At 70.4% G+C, this 15,415-nt stretch carries 7 protein-coding genes; 2 read left to right on the top strand and 5 right to left on the bottom strand.

The window, feature by feature from the left end:
- The first annotated feature begins 273 nt into the window (after positions 1-273).
- A complete protein-coding gene (locus AC6JA9_RS23530; protein ID WP_223747411.1) occupies positions 274-1,269 on the top strand; it encodes a peptidylprolyl isomerase in 996 nt (331 codons plus the stop codon).
- 108 nt (positions 1,270-1,377) lie between these two features.
- Positions 1,378-1,641, top strand: coding sequence for an acyl carrier protein (locus AC6JA9_RS23535; RefSeq protein ID WP_223747410.1), 264 nt, complete (start codon positions 1,378-1,380; stop codon positions 1,639-1,641).
- A 6-nt stretch (positions 1,642-1,647) separates the two neighbouring features.
- On the opposite strand, the gene AC6JA9_RS23540 is transcribed toward AC6JA9_RS23535, so the two are convergent.
- From AC6JA9_RS23540 to AC6JA9_RS23560, 5 genes are all read right to left on the bottom strand, one after another.
- On the bottom strand, positions 1,648-4,485 hold the full coding sequence (locus tag AC6JA9_RS23540; protein ID WP_497957860.1) for a type I polyketide synthase: 2,838 nt from the start codon (positions 4,483-4,485) through the stop codon (positions 1,648-1,650).
- A gap of 21 nt (positions 4,486-4,506) precedes the next feature.
- Positions 4,507-9,981: a type I polyketide synthase gene (locus tag AC6JA9_RS23545; protein WP_497957861.1), complete on the bottom strand. Its 5,475-nt coding sequence runs from the start codon at positions 9,979-9,981 to the stop codon at positions 4,507-4,509.
- 9 nt (positions 9,982-9,990) lie between these two features.
- Positions 9,991-12,015: a RiPP maturation radical SAM C-methyltransferase gene (locus tag AC6JA9_RS23550; RefSeq protein WP_223747407.1), complete on the bottom strand. Its 2,025-nt coding sequence runs from the start codon at positions 12,013-12,015 to the stop codon at positions 9,991-9,993.
- A gap of 20 nt (positions 12,016-12,035) precedes the next feature.
- Positions 12,036-14,837: an SDR family NAD(P)-dependent oxidoreductase gene (locus AC6JA9_RS23555; protein ID WP_497957862.1), complete on the bottom strand. Its 2,802-nt coding sequence runs from the start codon at positions 14,835-14,837 to the stop codon at positions 12,036-12,038.
- Between the two features lie 95 nt (positions 14,838-14,932).
- On the bottom strand, positions 14,933-15,415 hold the full coding sequence (locus tag AC6JA9_RS23560; RefSeq protein WP_497957863.1) for a hypothetical protein: 483 nt from the start codon (positions 15,413-15,415) through the stop codon (positions 14,933-14,935).

Below are 15,415 nucleotides of genomic sequence, written 5' to 3' on the forward strand. Positions count from 1 at the left end.
GAGGGACTCGCGACGGGGGCCGGCTTCGTGCAGGCCGCGCACAGCGCCCACGCGACCAGCAGGACCCGACGCGTCCGTATCGTCCTTGGAGGGACGCTTTCCTTCCGCCCGTTGGACCCAAAACGAGGAACGACGGGATTCGCACCTTGCGCCATGTTGGATATACGATTCAGCGCCACTTCTTGGTTGTCGCTTCACGCGTTGCTTGCGGCTTCCGCTCGAGAACGCGGAGCTCCCACACGCAAGGTGAAGGCCCCGAGGTTGATTCCACCCATGCACACGCGCTCCATCCGAACCCGAGTCCTCTCCGCCGCCCTCGCCGTCCTCGCGCTCTCCGCCTGCGAGGGGGGAAGCGCGGGCCCCGCGAAGCAGGCGCCCCAGGACTCGAGCCCCGTCGTCGCGGTCATCAATGACCGCAACCTGACCGCCAACGAGGTGAAGGCGAAGCTGGACGAGCAGCCCCTGTTCGTTCGCAACCGCTACGCCACGCTCGAGAAGAAGAAGGAGTTCGTCGACAACCTCGTGCGCTTCGAGCTGCTGGTGCAGGAGGCCCGACGTCAGGGGTTGGAGGACGACCCGGAGATCAAGGCGACGGTGGAGAAGGTGATGGTGCAGAAGCTGCTCCGGAAGCAGCAGGAGGCGGCGGCCGGAAAGCTCGACGAGCCCGAGCTGCGCAAGTACTTCGAGGAGCACCAGTCGGAGTTCGTCCGGCCCGAGCGCGTGCGGGTGAGCCACATCTTCCTGGAGGCCCCGCAGGCCGACGCGGCCAGGCGGGCCCAGGCGCGCACCGCGGCGACGAAGCTCCTGGCGGACCTGAAGGGCAAGGAGGCGGGCCCCACCAAGAGCGCCTTCGAGCTGGCCGCGTCCGAGCAGTCGCAGGACCCCGTCTCCAAGTCCTCGGGTGGAGACCTGGGCTTCCGCAGCCGGGAGGAGCTGACGCAGAGCTGGGGCGCCACGCTGGCGGAGGCGGCCTTCGGGTTGAAGACGCCGGCGGACATCGGCCAGGTGGTGGAGACGGAGAAGGGCTTCCACCTGGTGAAGCTGCAGAGCCGTCAGGTGGGAATGGACCTGTCCTTCGAGCAGGCCCGGCCGCGCATCGAGGCGCGCCTGTTGGGTGAGCGCCGCTCCAAGGCGATGGAGGGCTTCATCGACGGCCTGAAGTCGAAGGCGAAGATCGAAGTGAAGGACGCGGCCTTGGAGCAGGTGAAGATCGAAGGCGCGGACAACAAGGCCGCCGAGCCCGCGACGGCTCCGACGGCCCAGCCGTAGCGCTGCGGCCCTCGCGTCATGCAGTGCACGAGGAAACCCATGACGTGCTGGTGGGTCCACGGCACATGCTCTACCGTCGACCCTGCCTGCTCATGGGGGGTCGACGCCGTGAATCAGACTCAGCTTCTCGCCAGTTTGACCCGGTACATCGCCGAAGAGATTCTCGAAGGTGAGGCGGAGGAGCTCCTGCCCTCCACTCCCCTGCTCGAGCTCGGCATCCTGAACTCGCTGGAGACAGCGCGGATGATGAGCTTCATCGAGAAGCAATACGGCATCACCATCCCCGCGGACGCGATGCGCGTGGAGAACCTCGCCACCCTGTCCGCAATCACAGCCATGGTCCAGGCCTGCGCGCAGGCGTCCCAGCGATAGCGCCCCTCAGCCTCTTCGCTGCTGGCCCTCCAACAGCGCCTGGACCTGCTCGTCCGTGAGCTGTTCGAGCAGGTCCAGCTGTCCCGCCAACGCCTCCAGGTCCCCTCCTGGCAAGGCGGTGGGCACCTCGGGCGTCGCGGGGCGATCGAACCAGTACCGACTGCGCTGGAAGCAGCTCGTCGGGAGCACCACCTTGTCGTGGGCCCTGTCCCGATAGACCTCCGACCACGCGACCTCGGCCCCCGCGGCCACCAGGCCCGCGAGGCTCTCGACGAGCACGGTCCTGTCATCGTCAGGTGCACGCAGGCTGGGGAACCAGGGGTGCGCTGGCACGGGACGGACACGCAGCCCCAGGGCCATCCAGCCCGCGCCGGGGCCCACGTCCAGAGAGCCGCTCACCCCGTGCCCCCTCAACGCGTCCATCGCGGTGAGCCATTGCCCAGGGGCCCCCGGGCGCTCTCGCCAGCACTCCGCGCTCGGCGCCTCCATCACCTTTCCCGTGAGCGCGGACAGCCAGGGGACGCGGGGTCGTTCGTGCACCTTCGAGCGCGCCGCCGCGGCCACCGCCTCGCGCGCGGCGCTCCAGGCCGTCAGGGTGAGGGCGTGTGACGTGTCGCGCGACTCGGCATGAATCCCCTGCTCGAGCAGCTCCGCTCGCGCCGCTTCGATGGCCGCGCGAGTGCCTGAGAGGATGCCGCGCCCCTCGCCATCGAGCCCCAACAGGCACACGTCCGGAAACCTCGGGAGGACATCCGAGAGCTGCTCGGGCTGCTCGACCCTCAGCTCGGCGCCAGGGGCCGCGCGCTCGAGCTGCTCACCCAGCGTCGCCACGAGCGCCATTCCATCCGCCCAGGTGAGCACACCCGCGGCACAGGCCGCCGCGTACTCTCCTACGCCGACGCCCAACACCGCCGACGGCGCGATGCCCCACGCCCTCCACAGCTGAACCAGTCCACACTGCACCGCGAACATCCCCGGAAGCGTGAGGCCTGGTCCCAGCGGGCCCGAGTCCGCCCCTCGCACGGAGAAGAGCCCCGGGACCAGAGGCCGGCCCAGCGCGCCCTCGCAGTGGAGGATGGCTTCTCTGAAGACAGGCTCGGACTCGAAGAGTCTTCGTCCCCAGCCGTGCCATTCCCACGCCCAGCCCGCGAACAAGAACGCCAGACGGGGCCGCTGTCGCCCGGAGCCGGTCCACACACCTGGCACCTGGTCGCCTTGCATGAAGCCCGTGAGCTTCTGGCGGGCCTCGCTGTCGCTCGACGCCACGAGAGCGACCCGATGCGCGAACGCGACCCGGCCCGTGTTGGCCGTGAAGCAGACGTCCCCGAACGAGGGCCGGTGCGCCGTCTCCGTCGAGAAGTGCTCCACGTAGCGCCGCGCCAGGGACTGGAGCGCTGGCGCGGAGCGGGCCGACAGCAGCAGCAGCTGGGGTGACGGTGCGACCTCCATCGGGGCGGACTCGACGAGGGGCGCCTCTTCGACGAGCACGTGCGCGTTCGTCCCGTTGAAGCCGAACGCCGTCACTCCGGCGATTCGCCGCTTCGCCCCTCGCGCCCAGCGCATGCGCTCGCGCGGCACGACGACGGGCAGCGCATCCCAGCGGATGTTGGGGTTGGGCGTCTCCAGGTTCAGGTGCGCGGGGATCTCCTCGTGTTGGAGCGCGAGCACGACCTTGATGATGCCCGCCACCCCCGCCGCGCCCTCGGTATGGCCGATGTTGGTCTTCACGGAGCCGACGACCACCGGCGCCTCTCGCGAGTGCGCGGGCCCGAAGACGCGGCCCAGCGCCTCCATCTCGATGGGGTCCCCGATGGCCGTTCCCGTGCCATGGGCTTCCAGATAGCCCACCTGCTCGGGCTCGACACCGCCGGACTTCAGCGCCGCGCGCATCACCTTCGCCAGCGCATTGCCATTGGGAACGGTCAGACCGCTCGACTGACCGCTGTGGTTGGTCGCGGAGCCTCTCAGCAACGCCAGGATGGGGTCCCTGTCCGCGACCGCGTCCGACAGTCGCTTGAGCGCGAGCATCCCGCAGCCCTCGCCTCGCACGAAGCCATCCGCCGAGGCGTCGAACGTGCTGCACCGCCCCTTCGCGGAGAGCATGCGCATCGCGCAGTTCACCACGGACGTCAGCGGCGACAGGATGAGGCTGATGCCACCGGCCAGGGCCAGGTCACACTCGCGCGTCCGCAGGCTCTGACATGCCAGGTGCACCGTGACCAGCGATGACGAGCAGGCCGCGTCGACGGCCATCGTCGGCCCCTGCAGTCCCAGGCTGTAGGCCAGCCTCCCCGCCGCGACACTCAACCCCGAGCCCGAGGCGGTGTGCAGGTCGATCTGCGTCGCATCCGTCATCAGGTGCGAGAAGTCCTCGTTCATCATGCCGACGAAGACGCCCGTGGAGCTGCCCTTGAGGTCCGCCGCCGACAGGCCCGCGCGCTCCAGCGCCTCCCAGGTCACTTCCAGGAGCAATCGCTGGTGAGGGTCCATCCGGGACGCTTCTCGCGGAGAGATGCCGAAGAACTGCGGGTCGAAGTCCTCTACCCCTCGGATGAAGGCACCATGCCGCGTGTACATCTTCCCCGGCGTCCCCGGCGTCGGGTCGTAGTACGCGTCGACATCCCAGCGCGAAGAAGGAATGGGAGTGATGGCCTCCCTCCCCTCCTTCAACAACTCCCAGAAGGACTCCGGCGTGTCCGCGCCGCCAGGGAACCGCAGCCCCATCCCGATGATGGCGATGGGCTCGCTCAACGCCAGCGACAGCTTCGACTCGACCTTGCGCGCCAACAACGCCAGCTTGAGTGGCGGCAGGTCACTGAGGCGGGGGGTGGAATCCGTCGTCATGGTGTCCTCGAAGGGCTCGGGTCAGCGGCGACGGCGCAGCAGTTCCTGGACGTCGCCATCGGCCAGGTCATCCACGTCGGACAGGAGCGCTTCCAGGTCCGCGTCCTCGACCCGCTCCCTCGCGGGTGCCGCCTGCTCCGGCAGGCCCAGCACCTCCCTGGCCAGATGGTCCACGAGCGCGTTCACCGTGGGGTTGTCGAAGGCGACCGTCGCGGGCAGCGAGACGCCCAGGCTTCGCTGGAGGACGTTGCGCAGCTCCACGGACATCAGCGAGTCCATGCCCAGGTCGAAGAAGCCCTGGCCCGGGTCCAGCGCCTCCGTCAGAGGTCGCCCCAACACACCGTTCACCAGGCCGCCCACGTGCACGCGCAGCTCGGCTCGGCGCTCGGCGGGCGGCAGGCGCTCCAGCTTCGCCCGGAGGTCTTCGCTCGCGGCCGGCCCCGGCTGCGCGACGAAGTCCTCGTACAGCGCGGCGCGCCCCCGGCGCCCGAGCACGGCCCAGTCCACCGGCAGGATGCCGAGCTGACCTCCCAACCCCAGCGCCTGCTCGAAGACGCGCAGCCCGTCCGCGGGAGGAATCACGCCGAAGCCCAGCTGCTCCATGCGCCGCTGGAGTGACTCCTCCGCGGCGGCGCCGACTTCGGACCAGGCGCCCCAGTCGAGGCTCAGGCCGGGCAACCCCTCGGCACGACGCAGGTGCGCCAGTGAGTCCAGGAATGCATTCGCGGCCACGTAGCTCGACTGACCGGCGGAGCCAATCATCGACGCCGCCGAGGAGAAGAGGACGAAGAAGTCGAGCGCCGCCCCCTGGAACACACGGTGCAGATTCCATCCGCCGGAGACCTTCGCGGCGAACACGTTGGCGAACCGCTCGGGCGTCATCTGCATCAACAGCCCGTCGTCGATGACACCCGCCGCATGCACCACGCCACGGATGGGCGGCTGACATCCCTCGAGGGCACGCTCGAGCTCGGAAGCCACGGACACGTCGCACGAGAGCGTCCGCACCTCCACGCCCCGCTCCGCCAGTCCCGCCAGTCGCGCGCGTGCAGATTCCCCCGGAGCCCTTCGCCCCAGCAGGACGAGATGCCGCGCCCCACGTTCCACCAGTCGCTCCGCCACGGCGAGCCCCAGCCCGCCGAGCCCCCCCGTGACTAGGTAGCTCGCATCCGGACGCAGCGAGGCTTCGGTCTCGCCGCTCGACAGCCGCAGTCGACGGCTGCGCACCAGTCGTGGCACGCGGCGGCTCCGACCTCGAAGGGCCACCTCCTCCTCGCTCCCGCCGAGCAGCTCGTCCCGCAGTTGCTCCACCTCGTGCTCGGGAGCACTCGGGTCCAGGTCCACGCGGCGGCATTGAAGCTCCGGATGCTCGCGAGCAATCGCCTTGCCGAGTCCCCACAGGACCGCGCCCGCGGGTCCGGAGAGCGGCCCTCCTTCGACAGCGGCCTGCGCCCCTCGTGTCACGAGCCAGAGCGACGTGGACCCCATCGGGGCCCGGACGAGGGCCTGCACCAGCTCCAGCACCCGCGTGCCGTGCTCCAAGGCCGCACCGGGCACATCGGTCCCCGCGCCATCCAAACTCCAGAGGTCGATGACGTGCACCGGTGCCGGGCCTTCACGCATCGCGAGGAGCGCCTCGGCGCGCTCGCGGTCGAAGGCACGCTCTCGCGCCACCGTCTCCACGCGCCAGCCTCGTGCCCGGAGCCCCTCCGCGAGGCGGCTCCCCACCCCTGTCCCGTCATCGAGGATGAGGCCGAAACCGACAGACCGGGACGCCGCCACTGACGGAGCGTCCCGCCACTCCAGCTCATAGAGCCAGTTCTGCAAGCGCTTGCTCCTTGCTCCCAGGAATCCGTCGCGACCGACACGCTGCAGTCGCAGCCGCTCCACCACGGCCACGAGCTCCCCCTCCGCGGTGACCAGCTCCAGGTCACACGTGTAGCCGGACCCCTTCGCCTCCTCGTCACGCGACATCCGCGCGTGCGCCCAGACCTCACGTGCCCCCGCTCTCCGCACCTGGACCCTTCCGACGCCGACCGGCAGATAGGCGGCATCGCCCTCCTCCTCCAGGACGGCCCCCACCATCTGGAAGCAGGCATCCAGGAGCGCGGGCACAAGGACATAGCGCTCCGCATCCACCACGGCCCCACCGGCCAGGGCGAGCTGCCCCAACACCTCGCTCCCACCACTCCACAGCCCGCGAATGGCTCGGAAGCTGGGGCCATAGGCGAGACCCGCCTTGCCCAGCTTGTCGTAGTAGCCATCCACGGCCACTTCGGCGCCGAGCGCGGTCCGCAGCGCTTGGAGGTCGACACGTCCACCCGACTCTCGCGTCGCCGCGCGGAGCCTGCCGTGGGCATGGAGGGTCCATGACGGCTCGGGCTCACCTGCCGTCGACTCCTGGCTGAAGATCTCGAACCGCCCCGCGCGGTCTCCCTCCGGCGTGTAGAGCAACTGCACGCGCCGCTCCCCTTCGTCAGGGAGGAAGAGCGCCTGGGAGAAGCCGAGCTCGTCGACAACGCCTCCGTCCGCTCCGAACAGCGCCAGACCCGCGGCGAGCCCCATCTCCACGTACGCCGCTCCCGGCACGACGAGCTGTCCGTATACGGCGTGGTCCCGAAGGAACGCGGGCGAGGAGGCCCCCAGCGAGGACTCGAACTGTCGTGTCCGGGCCGGCGAGTCCTGTCGGCTCCCCAGCAGCGGGTGGACGCCCGCGGTGCTCCGGGCTCGCACGCCCTGACGATCCCACCCCGTGCCGGCCAGCTCCATCCAGTGCCTCTTGCGTTGAAAGGGGTACCCCGGCAGCGAGACCTTGCGTCGCTCCCGGCCTGCATCCAGCCCGAGCCAATCCACCGTCGCGCCCGCCGAATAGAGCGAGGCGAGCCCCTCCAGCATCTGCCGCCAATCCGAGCGCTCCGGCCGGAGGCTCGACAACCAGAGCGTTCCCTCCCCGGAGACACACGCCTGCCCCATCGCGGTCAGGGTCGGCCTGGGCCCCACCTCCACGAAGGCCTGGACCCCCGCCCGGCTCAGCGTCTCCACGCTCCGCGCGAACCGCACGGGCCCCCGGAGCTGCTCCACCCAATACCGGGGCTCCAGCAGCTCACCACGGGCCTCCTCACCGCTCACGTTGGAGATGAGTGGGATGGCCGGAGGCTGGAGGCGGACCTTGGCCACCTCGCGCGAGAACGCGTCGAGGATGGGGTCCATCAGCGCCGAATGGAAGGCGTGGGACACACGCAGGAGCGAGCCGCGCTTGCCCTGCTTGTCCAGCTCGCCGAGACAGTCGCGCACCGCGCCCTCGCGACCCGAGATGACGACGCTGCGCGGACCGTTGAGCGCCGCGATGGAGACCTGTCCCGCGTACCGGGGCAGCAGCGCCTCCACCATCGACGGGTCCGCGGACACGGTGGCCATCGCGCCCCCCGAGGGGAGCGACTGCATCAACCGGGCGCGCGCCACGATGAGCTGGAGACCCTCCTCCAACGTGAAGACACCGGCCACGCACGCGGCCACCAGCTCGCCCACGGAGTGCCCCATCACGAAGTCAGGGACGATGCCCCACGACATCCACACCCGCGCCAGTGCGTACTCGAGCGCGAACAGCACCGGCTGCGTGAAGCCCGTCGCGTCCAGTCGCGCGCGGGCGGCCTCGTCGCGCTCGGACGGGTACAGCAGCCCGGGGAGCGACTGTCCCAGCAGCGGAGCCAGCACCTCGTCACAGCGCTGCAGCGTCTGACGGAAGAGCGGCTCCGTCCGGAAGAGCTCCTCGCCCATCCCGAGCCACTGCGAGCCCTGTCCCGTGAACAGGAACGCGATGCGGGGAGCGCCTTGGACGCGCTGCACGTCACGTCTCGCGCGGAGCTGCTCGCGCAGGCCCTCGTGCGAGTCCCCGAGCACGGCGAGACGGTACTGGAAATGGGTGCGCCCCGTGTTCGCGGTGAAGCACACATCCTCCACGGGCGTTGCGGCCAGCTCCGCGCTCCCGAGCGCCTCGTCGTAGCGCTGCGCGAGCGCCCCCAGCGCCTCCGGACTCCTCGCCGACAACGCCAGGACGTGGACGGGCCTCGGGAACTCCTCCGGGCCCCTGGGGGCCTCGGGCGGGGCCTCCGCGACGAGGACATGGGCGTTGACCCCACTGAGGCCGAACCCGCTGATGCCCGCGACCCGGGGCCCCGCGGGCCACGGTGTCATCTCCGTGGGCACCCGGAGCCGCAGCTGCTCCCAGTCGATGGCCGGGTTGGGATTGCGCAGGTGCAGGTGCGGAGGAATGGCGCCATGGCGCAGCGAGAGCGCGACCTTGATGAGCCCCGCGGCGCCAGCGGCCGACTCCAGGTGGCCCAGGTTCGTCTTCACCGAGCCGACCAGGAGCGGCGCCTCTGTACCTCGCCCCTCCCCGAGCACCGCGTCCAGGGCCCGCAGCTCGATGGGGTCTCCCAGCGGCGTCCCCGTCCCATGCGCCTCCACGTAGCGCACGTCGGACGGCGAGAGGCTCGCGGACCTCAGCGCCCTGCGCAGCAGCTTCTCCTGCGCGGGCCCATGAGGCACCGTCAGCCCACCGCTGGGCCCGTCGTGGTTCACCGCCGAGCCCCGGACGACGGCGTGGATGCGGTCCTTGTCCCGCAGCGCATCCGAGAGCCGCTTGAGCACCAGGACGCCGCAGCCCTCACCTCGCCCGTACCCGTTGGCGGACGCATCGAAGGTCTTCGAGCGCCCATCCGGCGCCAGCGCCCGCATCTTCGACAGGACGATGTTGTTGTCCGGATGGAGGATGAGGTTCACGCCCCCCGCGAGTGCCAGCGAGCACTCCGCCTGACGCAGCGCCTGGCACGCGAGGTGGACCGAGACGAGCGCCGACGAGCACGCCGTCGCGACGACCATGGACGGGCCCTGCAATCCCAGCACATACGAGACGCGTCCCGCCGAGAAGCTCAGCTCGTTCCCCGTCCCCATGTAGGGCAGGTCCCTCGTCGGCAGCGCATTGAACGGGACGCGCCCGTAGTCGCTGCTGAGGAAGCCGACGTACACGCCCGTGTCGCTCCCCGCCAGCGAGCCCGGGGCAATGCCCGCGTCCTCCAGCGACTCCCACGCGACCTCCAGCATCAAGCGCTGCTGGGGGTCGACGTAGCTCGCCTCGCGTGGCGACAGCCCGAAGAACTCGCAGTCGAACGCGGCGATGGGCTGCGAGAGGAAGCCCCCTTCGCGCACGACCATCTTCCACGCGGCATCGGGGTCCTCGGCGAAATAGGCCTGCGCGTCCCAGCGGTCCGCGGGCACCGGCCCCACCGCGTCGACTCCCGCGCGCAGGAGCTCCCAGTACCGCTCCGGCGTGTCCGCGCCCCCAGGGAAGCGGCACCCCATGCCGATGATGGCGATGGGCTCCGAGCGCGCGTGCTCCAACCCCTCCACCTTCGCGCGGAGGGTCTTGATGGCCAGGGCCGCCCGCTGCAGGGGCGTCAGCTCCTCCGTGGGGGAGGACGTCGAGTCGTCGGGCATCGCGTGGGCCTAGGTCGAAGAGGCGACGAGCTGCGCGGGGCCGGGGCTCACCGCCGGCCTGGCCCCAAGACGGGCCCAGTCGATCGTGCCCAACTGCGCGGCCATCTTCAGGTCGATGATGCGCTGGCGCTCCGTGCGGTCCAGCACGAGGCTCAGGTGCTTCGCGCCCTCGCGGATGACCCAACCCCACTCCAGGAACCGCGCGAGCATCGCGTCGAAGTCCGCCGCCGGCATCGGGCCTCCCTCGCGCGACTCGTTCACCTTCTCGAGCCCGACACGAGCGCTCTGGATGGAGTCCATGGCCTTCAACAGCCGGATGCCGTCCACCGTCACCTCCGTCTCCCGCGACGCCCCGTCCCGCGTGTCCAGCACGTACGTCGCGCCATCGCGCGTCTTCAGCTCGAGCGTCACGCCCCGGCTGTACCCGTCGCGCCACTCCTCGGTCCGCTTCAGCGTGTCCTGGAGATAGACCGTCGGGTCGATGTCGCCCTCGAGGTCGTAGTCGAAGTAGTACGCGATGCGCCGGCGCTCCTCGGCGGGCAGCGCGGCGTAGACATAGTCATACGCCCACTTCTGGCGGACGTTCTTGAGGTTGTACTTCTCCGGCGTCTTCCAATACGGCGCGAACCGGTCCATGCGGATGCGCCCGCATCCTCCAGGCGGGGGCAGGTGGACGAGCGAGGGCATCAGCCGGGCCATCTCCGCGTACTCCTCGGGCGCCTCACCCGGGAAGCCGAAGAGGATGTTCCAGTTCACGTTGATGTCGAACTCCTCGCACCACTTGATGAGCTGGATGTTCTGCAGGCGCGTGGTGCCCTTGTCCATCAGCTCCAGGATGGGCGTGCTGAGGCTCTCGATGCCCGGCTGCAGCTCGGTGACCCCCCCGGCGACCATGAGCTCGAGCTGCTCCTTCCGGAGGTTGCTCTTCGTCTCATAGAACATGGTGATTTCGTCCCCCTGCTCGATGAGCGCGGGGAACACCGACTTGATGTATTTCAGGTCCAGGATGTTGTCGGCCATCATGAAGAAGTTGAAGCCGTAGCGACCCGCCAGCGTGCGCAGCTCCTGGACGAAGCGACCCGGGTCCTTGCTCCGGTACGCCATGCCGGAGCCGTTGAGGCCGCAGAAGGTGCAGTGCGACTTCGCCCCCCACCAGCAGCCACGTGACGACTCCGCCGTCAGGTTGGCGCGCTTGGCCATCGGCATGTCCTTGATGGCCTCGAAGTAGTGGTCGAAGTCCGGAATCGGCAGCGTGTCCATGGCCTCGAACGGCGGCGCGGCCACGTAGCGAGGCTGGGGGCGGCCGCCTCGGCGATCCAACACGCCCTTGACCAGGTCGACGATGACGCCCTCGCCCTCTCCGGAGACCACGTGGTCCATGAAGGGGAAGTTGTCCGAGAGCGCCTTGCCCATGTCGGCCTCGCAGTTGGCGCCGCCCATGATGAGCGTCAGCTCCTCGCGCGGGCGCAGCCGGCGCAGCTCCTTCGCCAGCGCGAGCGAGGCGACGCTCTGCTGGAACGTCGAGGTGAAGCCGATGACGCGCGGATTGTCCACGAGGATGTCCTGCGCCCACTGCCTGACGATGCGCGGGCTGTCCTCGCGCAGGGCGCGGATGAGCTCGCGGGCACGTCCCCAGTGCAGCGCCTGCTCACGCCGCGCGCCGCCCGAGGTGGCGCCCTCCGTGTGCTGCTTCACCTCCAGCAGCGGCGTCAGGCGGTCCGCGTACTCCTCCCAGTTCGAGGCCGCGTCGCCCCACAGCGCCGGAGCGAAGACCATCTCCCCCAGCAGCAGGTCCGGCGAGGCCGGCAGGAAGGCCATCTCCCCCGCGAGGATCTCCGGGGGCGTGGCGTAGGAGAGGTAGTAGTAGAGCTCCCAGCCGATCTGCCGCATGAACTGGACGTTGAGGTAGCGGACATCCGCCTGGATGCCGCTCCTGCCGAGCACCCCTATCAGCGTGCTCACGCCCAGCGCGGGCTGATGTTCGGGGAGGAAGGGAGCAACGACGAAGCGGACCTGAACGGAATCACCAGACACGTTCCACTCCTTTGCGAATCTCAACGCAGGGCTTCGTAGAGAGAACCCGACAGCTCACCGATGCTCTTGCCCCCCAACAGCTCCTGGAGGGGGAACTCCACCCGCAGCTCCGCGTGCAGCAGCTTCTTGAGCTCCACGCCCATCAGGGAGTCGAGCCCCAGCTCATGCAGCGACTGCTCCGGCTCCGGGAGCTGGGTGACGCCCAGCTCCAGCACCTTCGCCACCCGCGCGCGGAACCACTCGAGCACCGCGCTCCGCCCGTCCTCCGCGGAGCCCTGGCGCACGCGGCGCAGCAGCTCGCGTCTGAGCTCCGCGCCCGCGTGACCCGCGCCAGCATCCCCACCGAAGTCCGCGAACAACGGCGGAGGCCCGTCCCCCGGAAGGCCGCCGAGGAACGTGGGCCAGTGGATGGGCATCACCCCCACCACCGCCGGCATCGGACCAAAGACCTGCTCCAGGATGGCGAACGCCTGCCTCGCAGGCACCAGGCCCACGCCGCGCTTGCGCATGCGCGCGTCCAGCGCCGCCTGGGCCTCGTCGCCGGGCTGAGTCCAGGCGCCCCAGCTCGAGCTCTGCCCTGGCAGGCCCTGGGAGCGTCGGTACTCGGCGAGCCCGTCCAGGAAGGCTGTCGCCGCCAGGTGGTTGCCCTGCCCCGAGGCGCCCATCAACGACGTGGACGAGGACAGCGAGAAGAAGAAGTCGAGCGGCGTGCCCGCGAGCCACCGGTGCAGGTTCCACGCACCGGCGACCTTGGCCGCGAACACCCGGCCCAGGCGCTCGCGCGTCTGGTGCACGAGGATGCCGTCGTCCACCTCCGTCGCCGCGTGGATGATGCCTCGCAGCGGCGGCATGCGCTTCGAGATGCCCGCCATCACGAAGTCGAGGTCCGAGTCCACCGACACACCCGCGAGCGAGATGATGGCCGCGCCCCGGGCCCGCATCTCCTTCACCTCCTCGGCGGACACGTCGCTCGCCCGCTTGTGCCCCAGGAGCACCAGGTTGCGCGCCCCGCGCTCCACCATCCACCGCGCCACCTGGAGGCCCAGTCCGCCCAGCCCTCCCGTCACCAGGTAGGTGGCGTCCGCCCTGAACTGGAGGCGTCCCGCGCCCTCCCAGTCCCACCGCCGATGCCGGGCCAGCCGCAGCACGTGCCGACGCCCCTCGCGCAACAGGACCTGGTCCTCGTCGTCGCGGGAGCACAGCTCCGTCCACAGCGCCTGCGCTCCGTCCTCGAGGTCGCGCCGCGGATCCAGGTCGACCCGGCGGCAGTCGAGCTCCGGGTGCTCATAGGCAATCGCCTTCCCCAAGCCCCAGAGTGGAGCCCCCAGCAGGCCCGGGAGCCCGCCCGTGTCGTCGGCGCGCTGGGCGCCCCGCGTGGCCATCCAGAGTGAAGGCGAGGCCGGGTGGCTCGCGCCCGCCGTGAGCAGGGCCTGGGCGAGGTACAGCAGGCCGCCGCACGCATCGAGCGTCTCGTCCTGGAGCCGCGCGACGGTCAGCCCCTCCGGCTCCGGCACCTCGAGGCTCCACAGGTAGACGACCTGGGAAGGCACGAGCCCGGCGGCGGACAACGCCTCCATCAACCGGAGGAAGGACTCCGGGTTCCGCGGGGGCACTTCGTAACCGCCGTCCTCGCGCTGTCGGAACACCTCGCCGCGGTGGACGAAGGTGCAGCGTCCCCCCGCCTCGCTCACGCGCCGCGAGAGCGCCTCGCCCAGGCCTCCCTTGTCCGCGAAGACCAGGCAGTGCCCGGGCGACGGGGTGGCTTCCTCCGCGGGCGGAGGGCTGGCGACGGGACGCCACGTGGGCGCATACACCCACGTGTGTGGCAGCTCGGCGTAGGGAGTCGCCGCCGTCAGCCTCTCGCGGTTCAGCGCCTCCAGCTGCCCTGACTCCATCCCACCGCGCCGCTCGGCGGTCAGCAGCAGATAGGCGGCCGCGCCGCCACGGAGCAGACCGCCCATCACCTCGTACGCGCGGGCCACCTGCGCACGCGCATCCTCGCCCCCCCAGCCCAGCTGCGACAGCCGCGCGTCCAGCTGGGGCTCGTGGAGGAAGTTCCCCATCTCCCGGGCCGCGTCCACGCAGTCCACGACGAGGAAGCCATTCGTGGTGAGCCAGACGGCCAGCTCCTCGATGAGCGGCAGCGACAGTCGCTCGACGTGCGGCGGCGCCAGGCCCGTCTTCAGGAACACGTCCCCGAGGACCAGTCGCCCCCCTTCGCGGACCTTCTTCCCCAGGGCCGCGAAGAGAGCCCGCCGGTCCTCCGGAGGGCCGAGGGCCTCCAGTCCGAAGGCGACATCGAAGCCCGGCTCCAGCGCGTCGGAGTCGAGCCCGCCCGTCACGACCTCGATGCGGCCCTCCAGCGCCTGGGCACGCACGCGCTCGCGGGCCGCCTCCACCTCTCGGGACGAGGATGCATGGCCGAAGATGCGGAACGTCCCGGGCCGTCGGGCCAGCGACACCCACTCGCGGCCTTCACCGCCGCCGAAGCCGAGGACCCGCTCGCACGCGGTGAGGTCCACCGACCGGAACAGCACCCCGCGCAGCTCGCGGTGCGCGTCCTCCAGGAGCCGGGCCTGCTCGTACGTCCGCGTCCCTCGCGCCGCGAGCACCCAGGAGAACTCCGCGGCGACCTCCGGGAACGGCGCCAACGTCGCGAAGTCCTCCGTCCCCTCCTGGAGCAACACGTCCAGGCCAGGACGCGGACCCACCGCACGAGGTGCCGGGGCCCGCTTCAGCGCCAGCTCCAGCAGCGCCCTGCGCTCGGGTGAAAGCGCGGCGAGTCGCTCCGCGAGGATACGTCCCTGTCCCTCTTGTTCCATGAGACCGCCTCCTCGACGACACCTCGCCCGTGGTGGGACAGCGCCCACCGACGTGGCGAGGAAGACCGTGGATGCACGACGCGGACGACGTGGACTCAGGTGAGCGAAATCTTCTCCGGACCCGTGGTGCCGGGACGGCTGCCCGGCTCACCTTCCGTGCTCCTGGGGCGCTCCACCGTGCCATGGGTGGTGTGAGCCGGAGGACACGCGGCGTCGGGCCCATGGGCGTGAGCGACCCGCTCTCCGCGGAGCTTCGCGCTGGCCTCCTCCATCATCTGCTTGATGGTCATCATGCGCGGGCTGAGCGGCGACTCCGCGCACGAGGCCGCCGCACCGGCGACGCCCGGCCGGTACTCGCCCCGGATGGCCGAGTCGATGTGCTCCAGCTCGTGGATCTGCGCCTGGAGCAGGTGGGAGACCCCCTGCAGCACGTCCTTCTTCGCGCGGAAGAGCTGCTGGATGAAGCCCTTCCCTCCTGGAATCACGGCATCGACGACCTCCGCGACGCGGGCGCCTTCCTCGGGCTGCGTCTCCAACCGGAAGAAGTCCTTCGGCAAACGTCTGTTCTGCCAGACCAT

The organism is Myxococcus sp. MH1, assembly GCF_059738865.1.

Bases quoted from the DNA above. Each gene is read 5' to 3' on its own strand.
- AC6JA9_RS23530 (WP_223747411.1), top strand. From the start codon at position 274: ATGCACACGCGCTCCATCCGAACCCGAGTCCTCTCCGCCGCCCTCGCC.
- AC6JA9_RS23540 (WP_497957860.1), bottom strand. From the start codon at position 4,485: ATGACGACGGATTCCACCCCCCGCCTCAGTGACCTGCCGCCACTCAAG.
- AC6JA9_RS23545 (WP_497957861.1), bottom strand. From the start codon at position 9,981: ATGCCCGACGACTCGACGTCCTCCCCCACGGAGGAGCTGACGCCCCTG.
- AC6JA9_RS23555 (WP_497957862.1), bottom strand. From the start codon at position 14,837: ATGGAACAAGAGGGACAGGGACGTATCCTCGCGGAGCGACTCGCCGCG.
- AC6JA9_RS23560 (WP_497957863.1), bottom strand. From the start codon at position 15,415: ATGGTCTGGCAGAACAGACGTTTGCCGAAGGACTTCTTCCGGTTGGAG.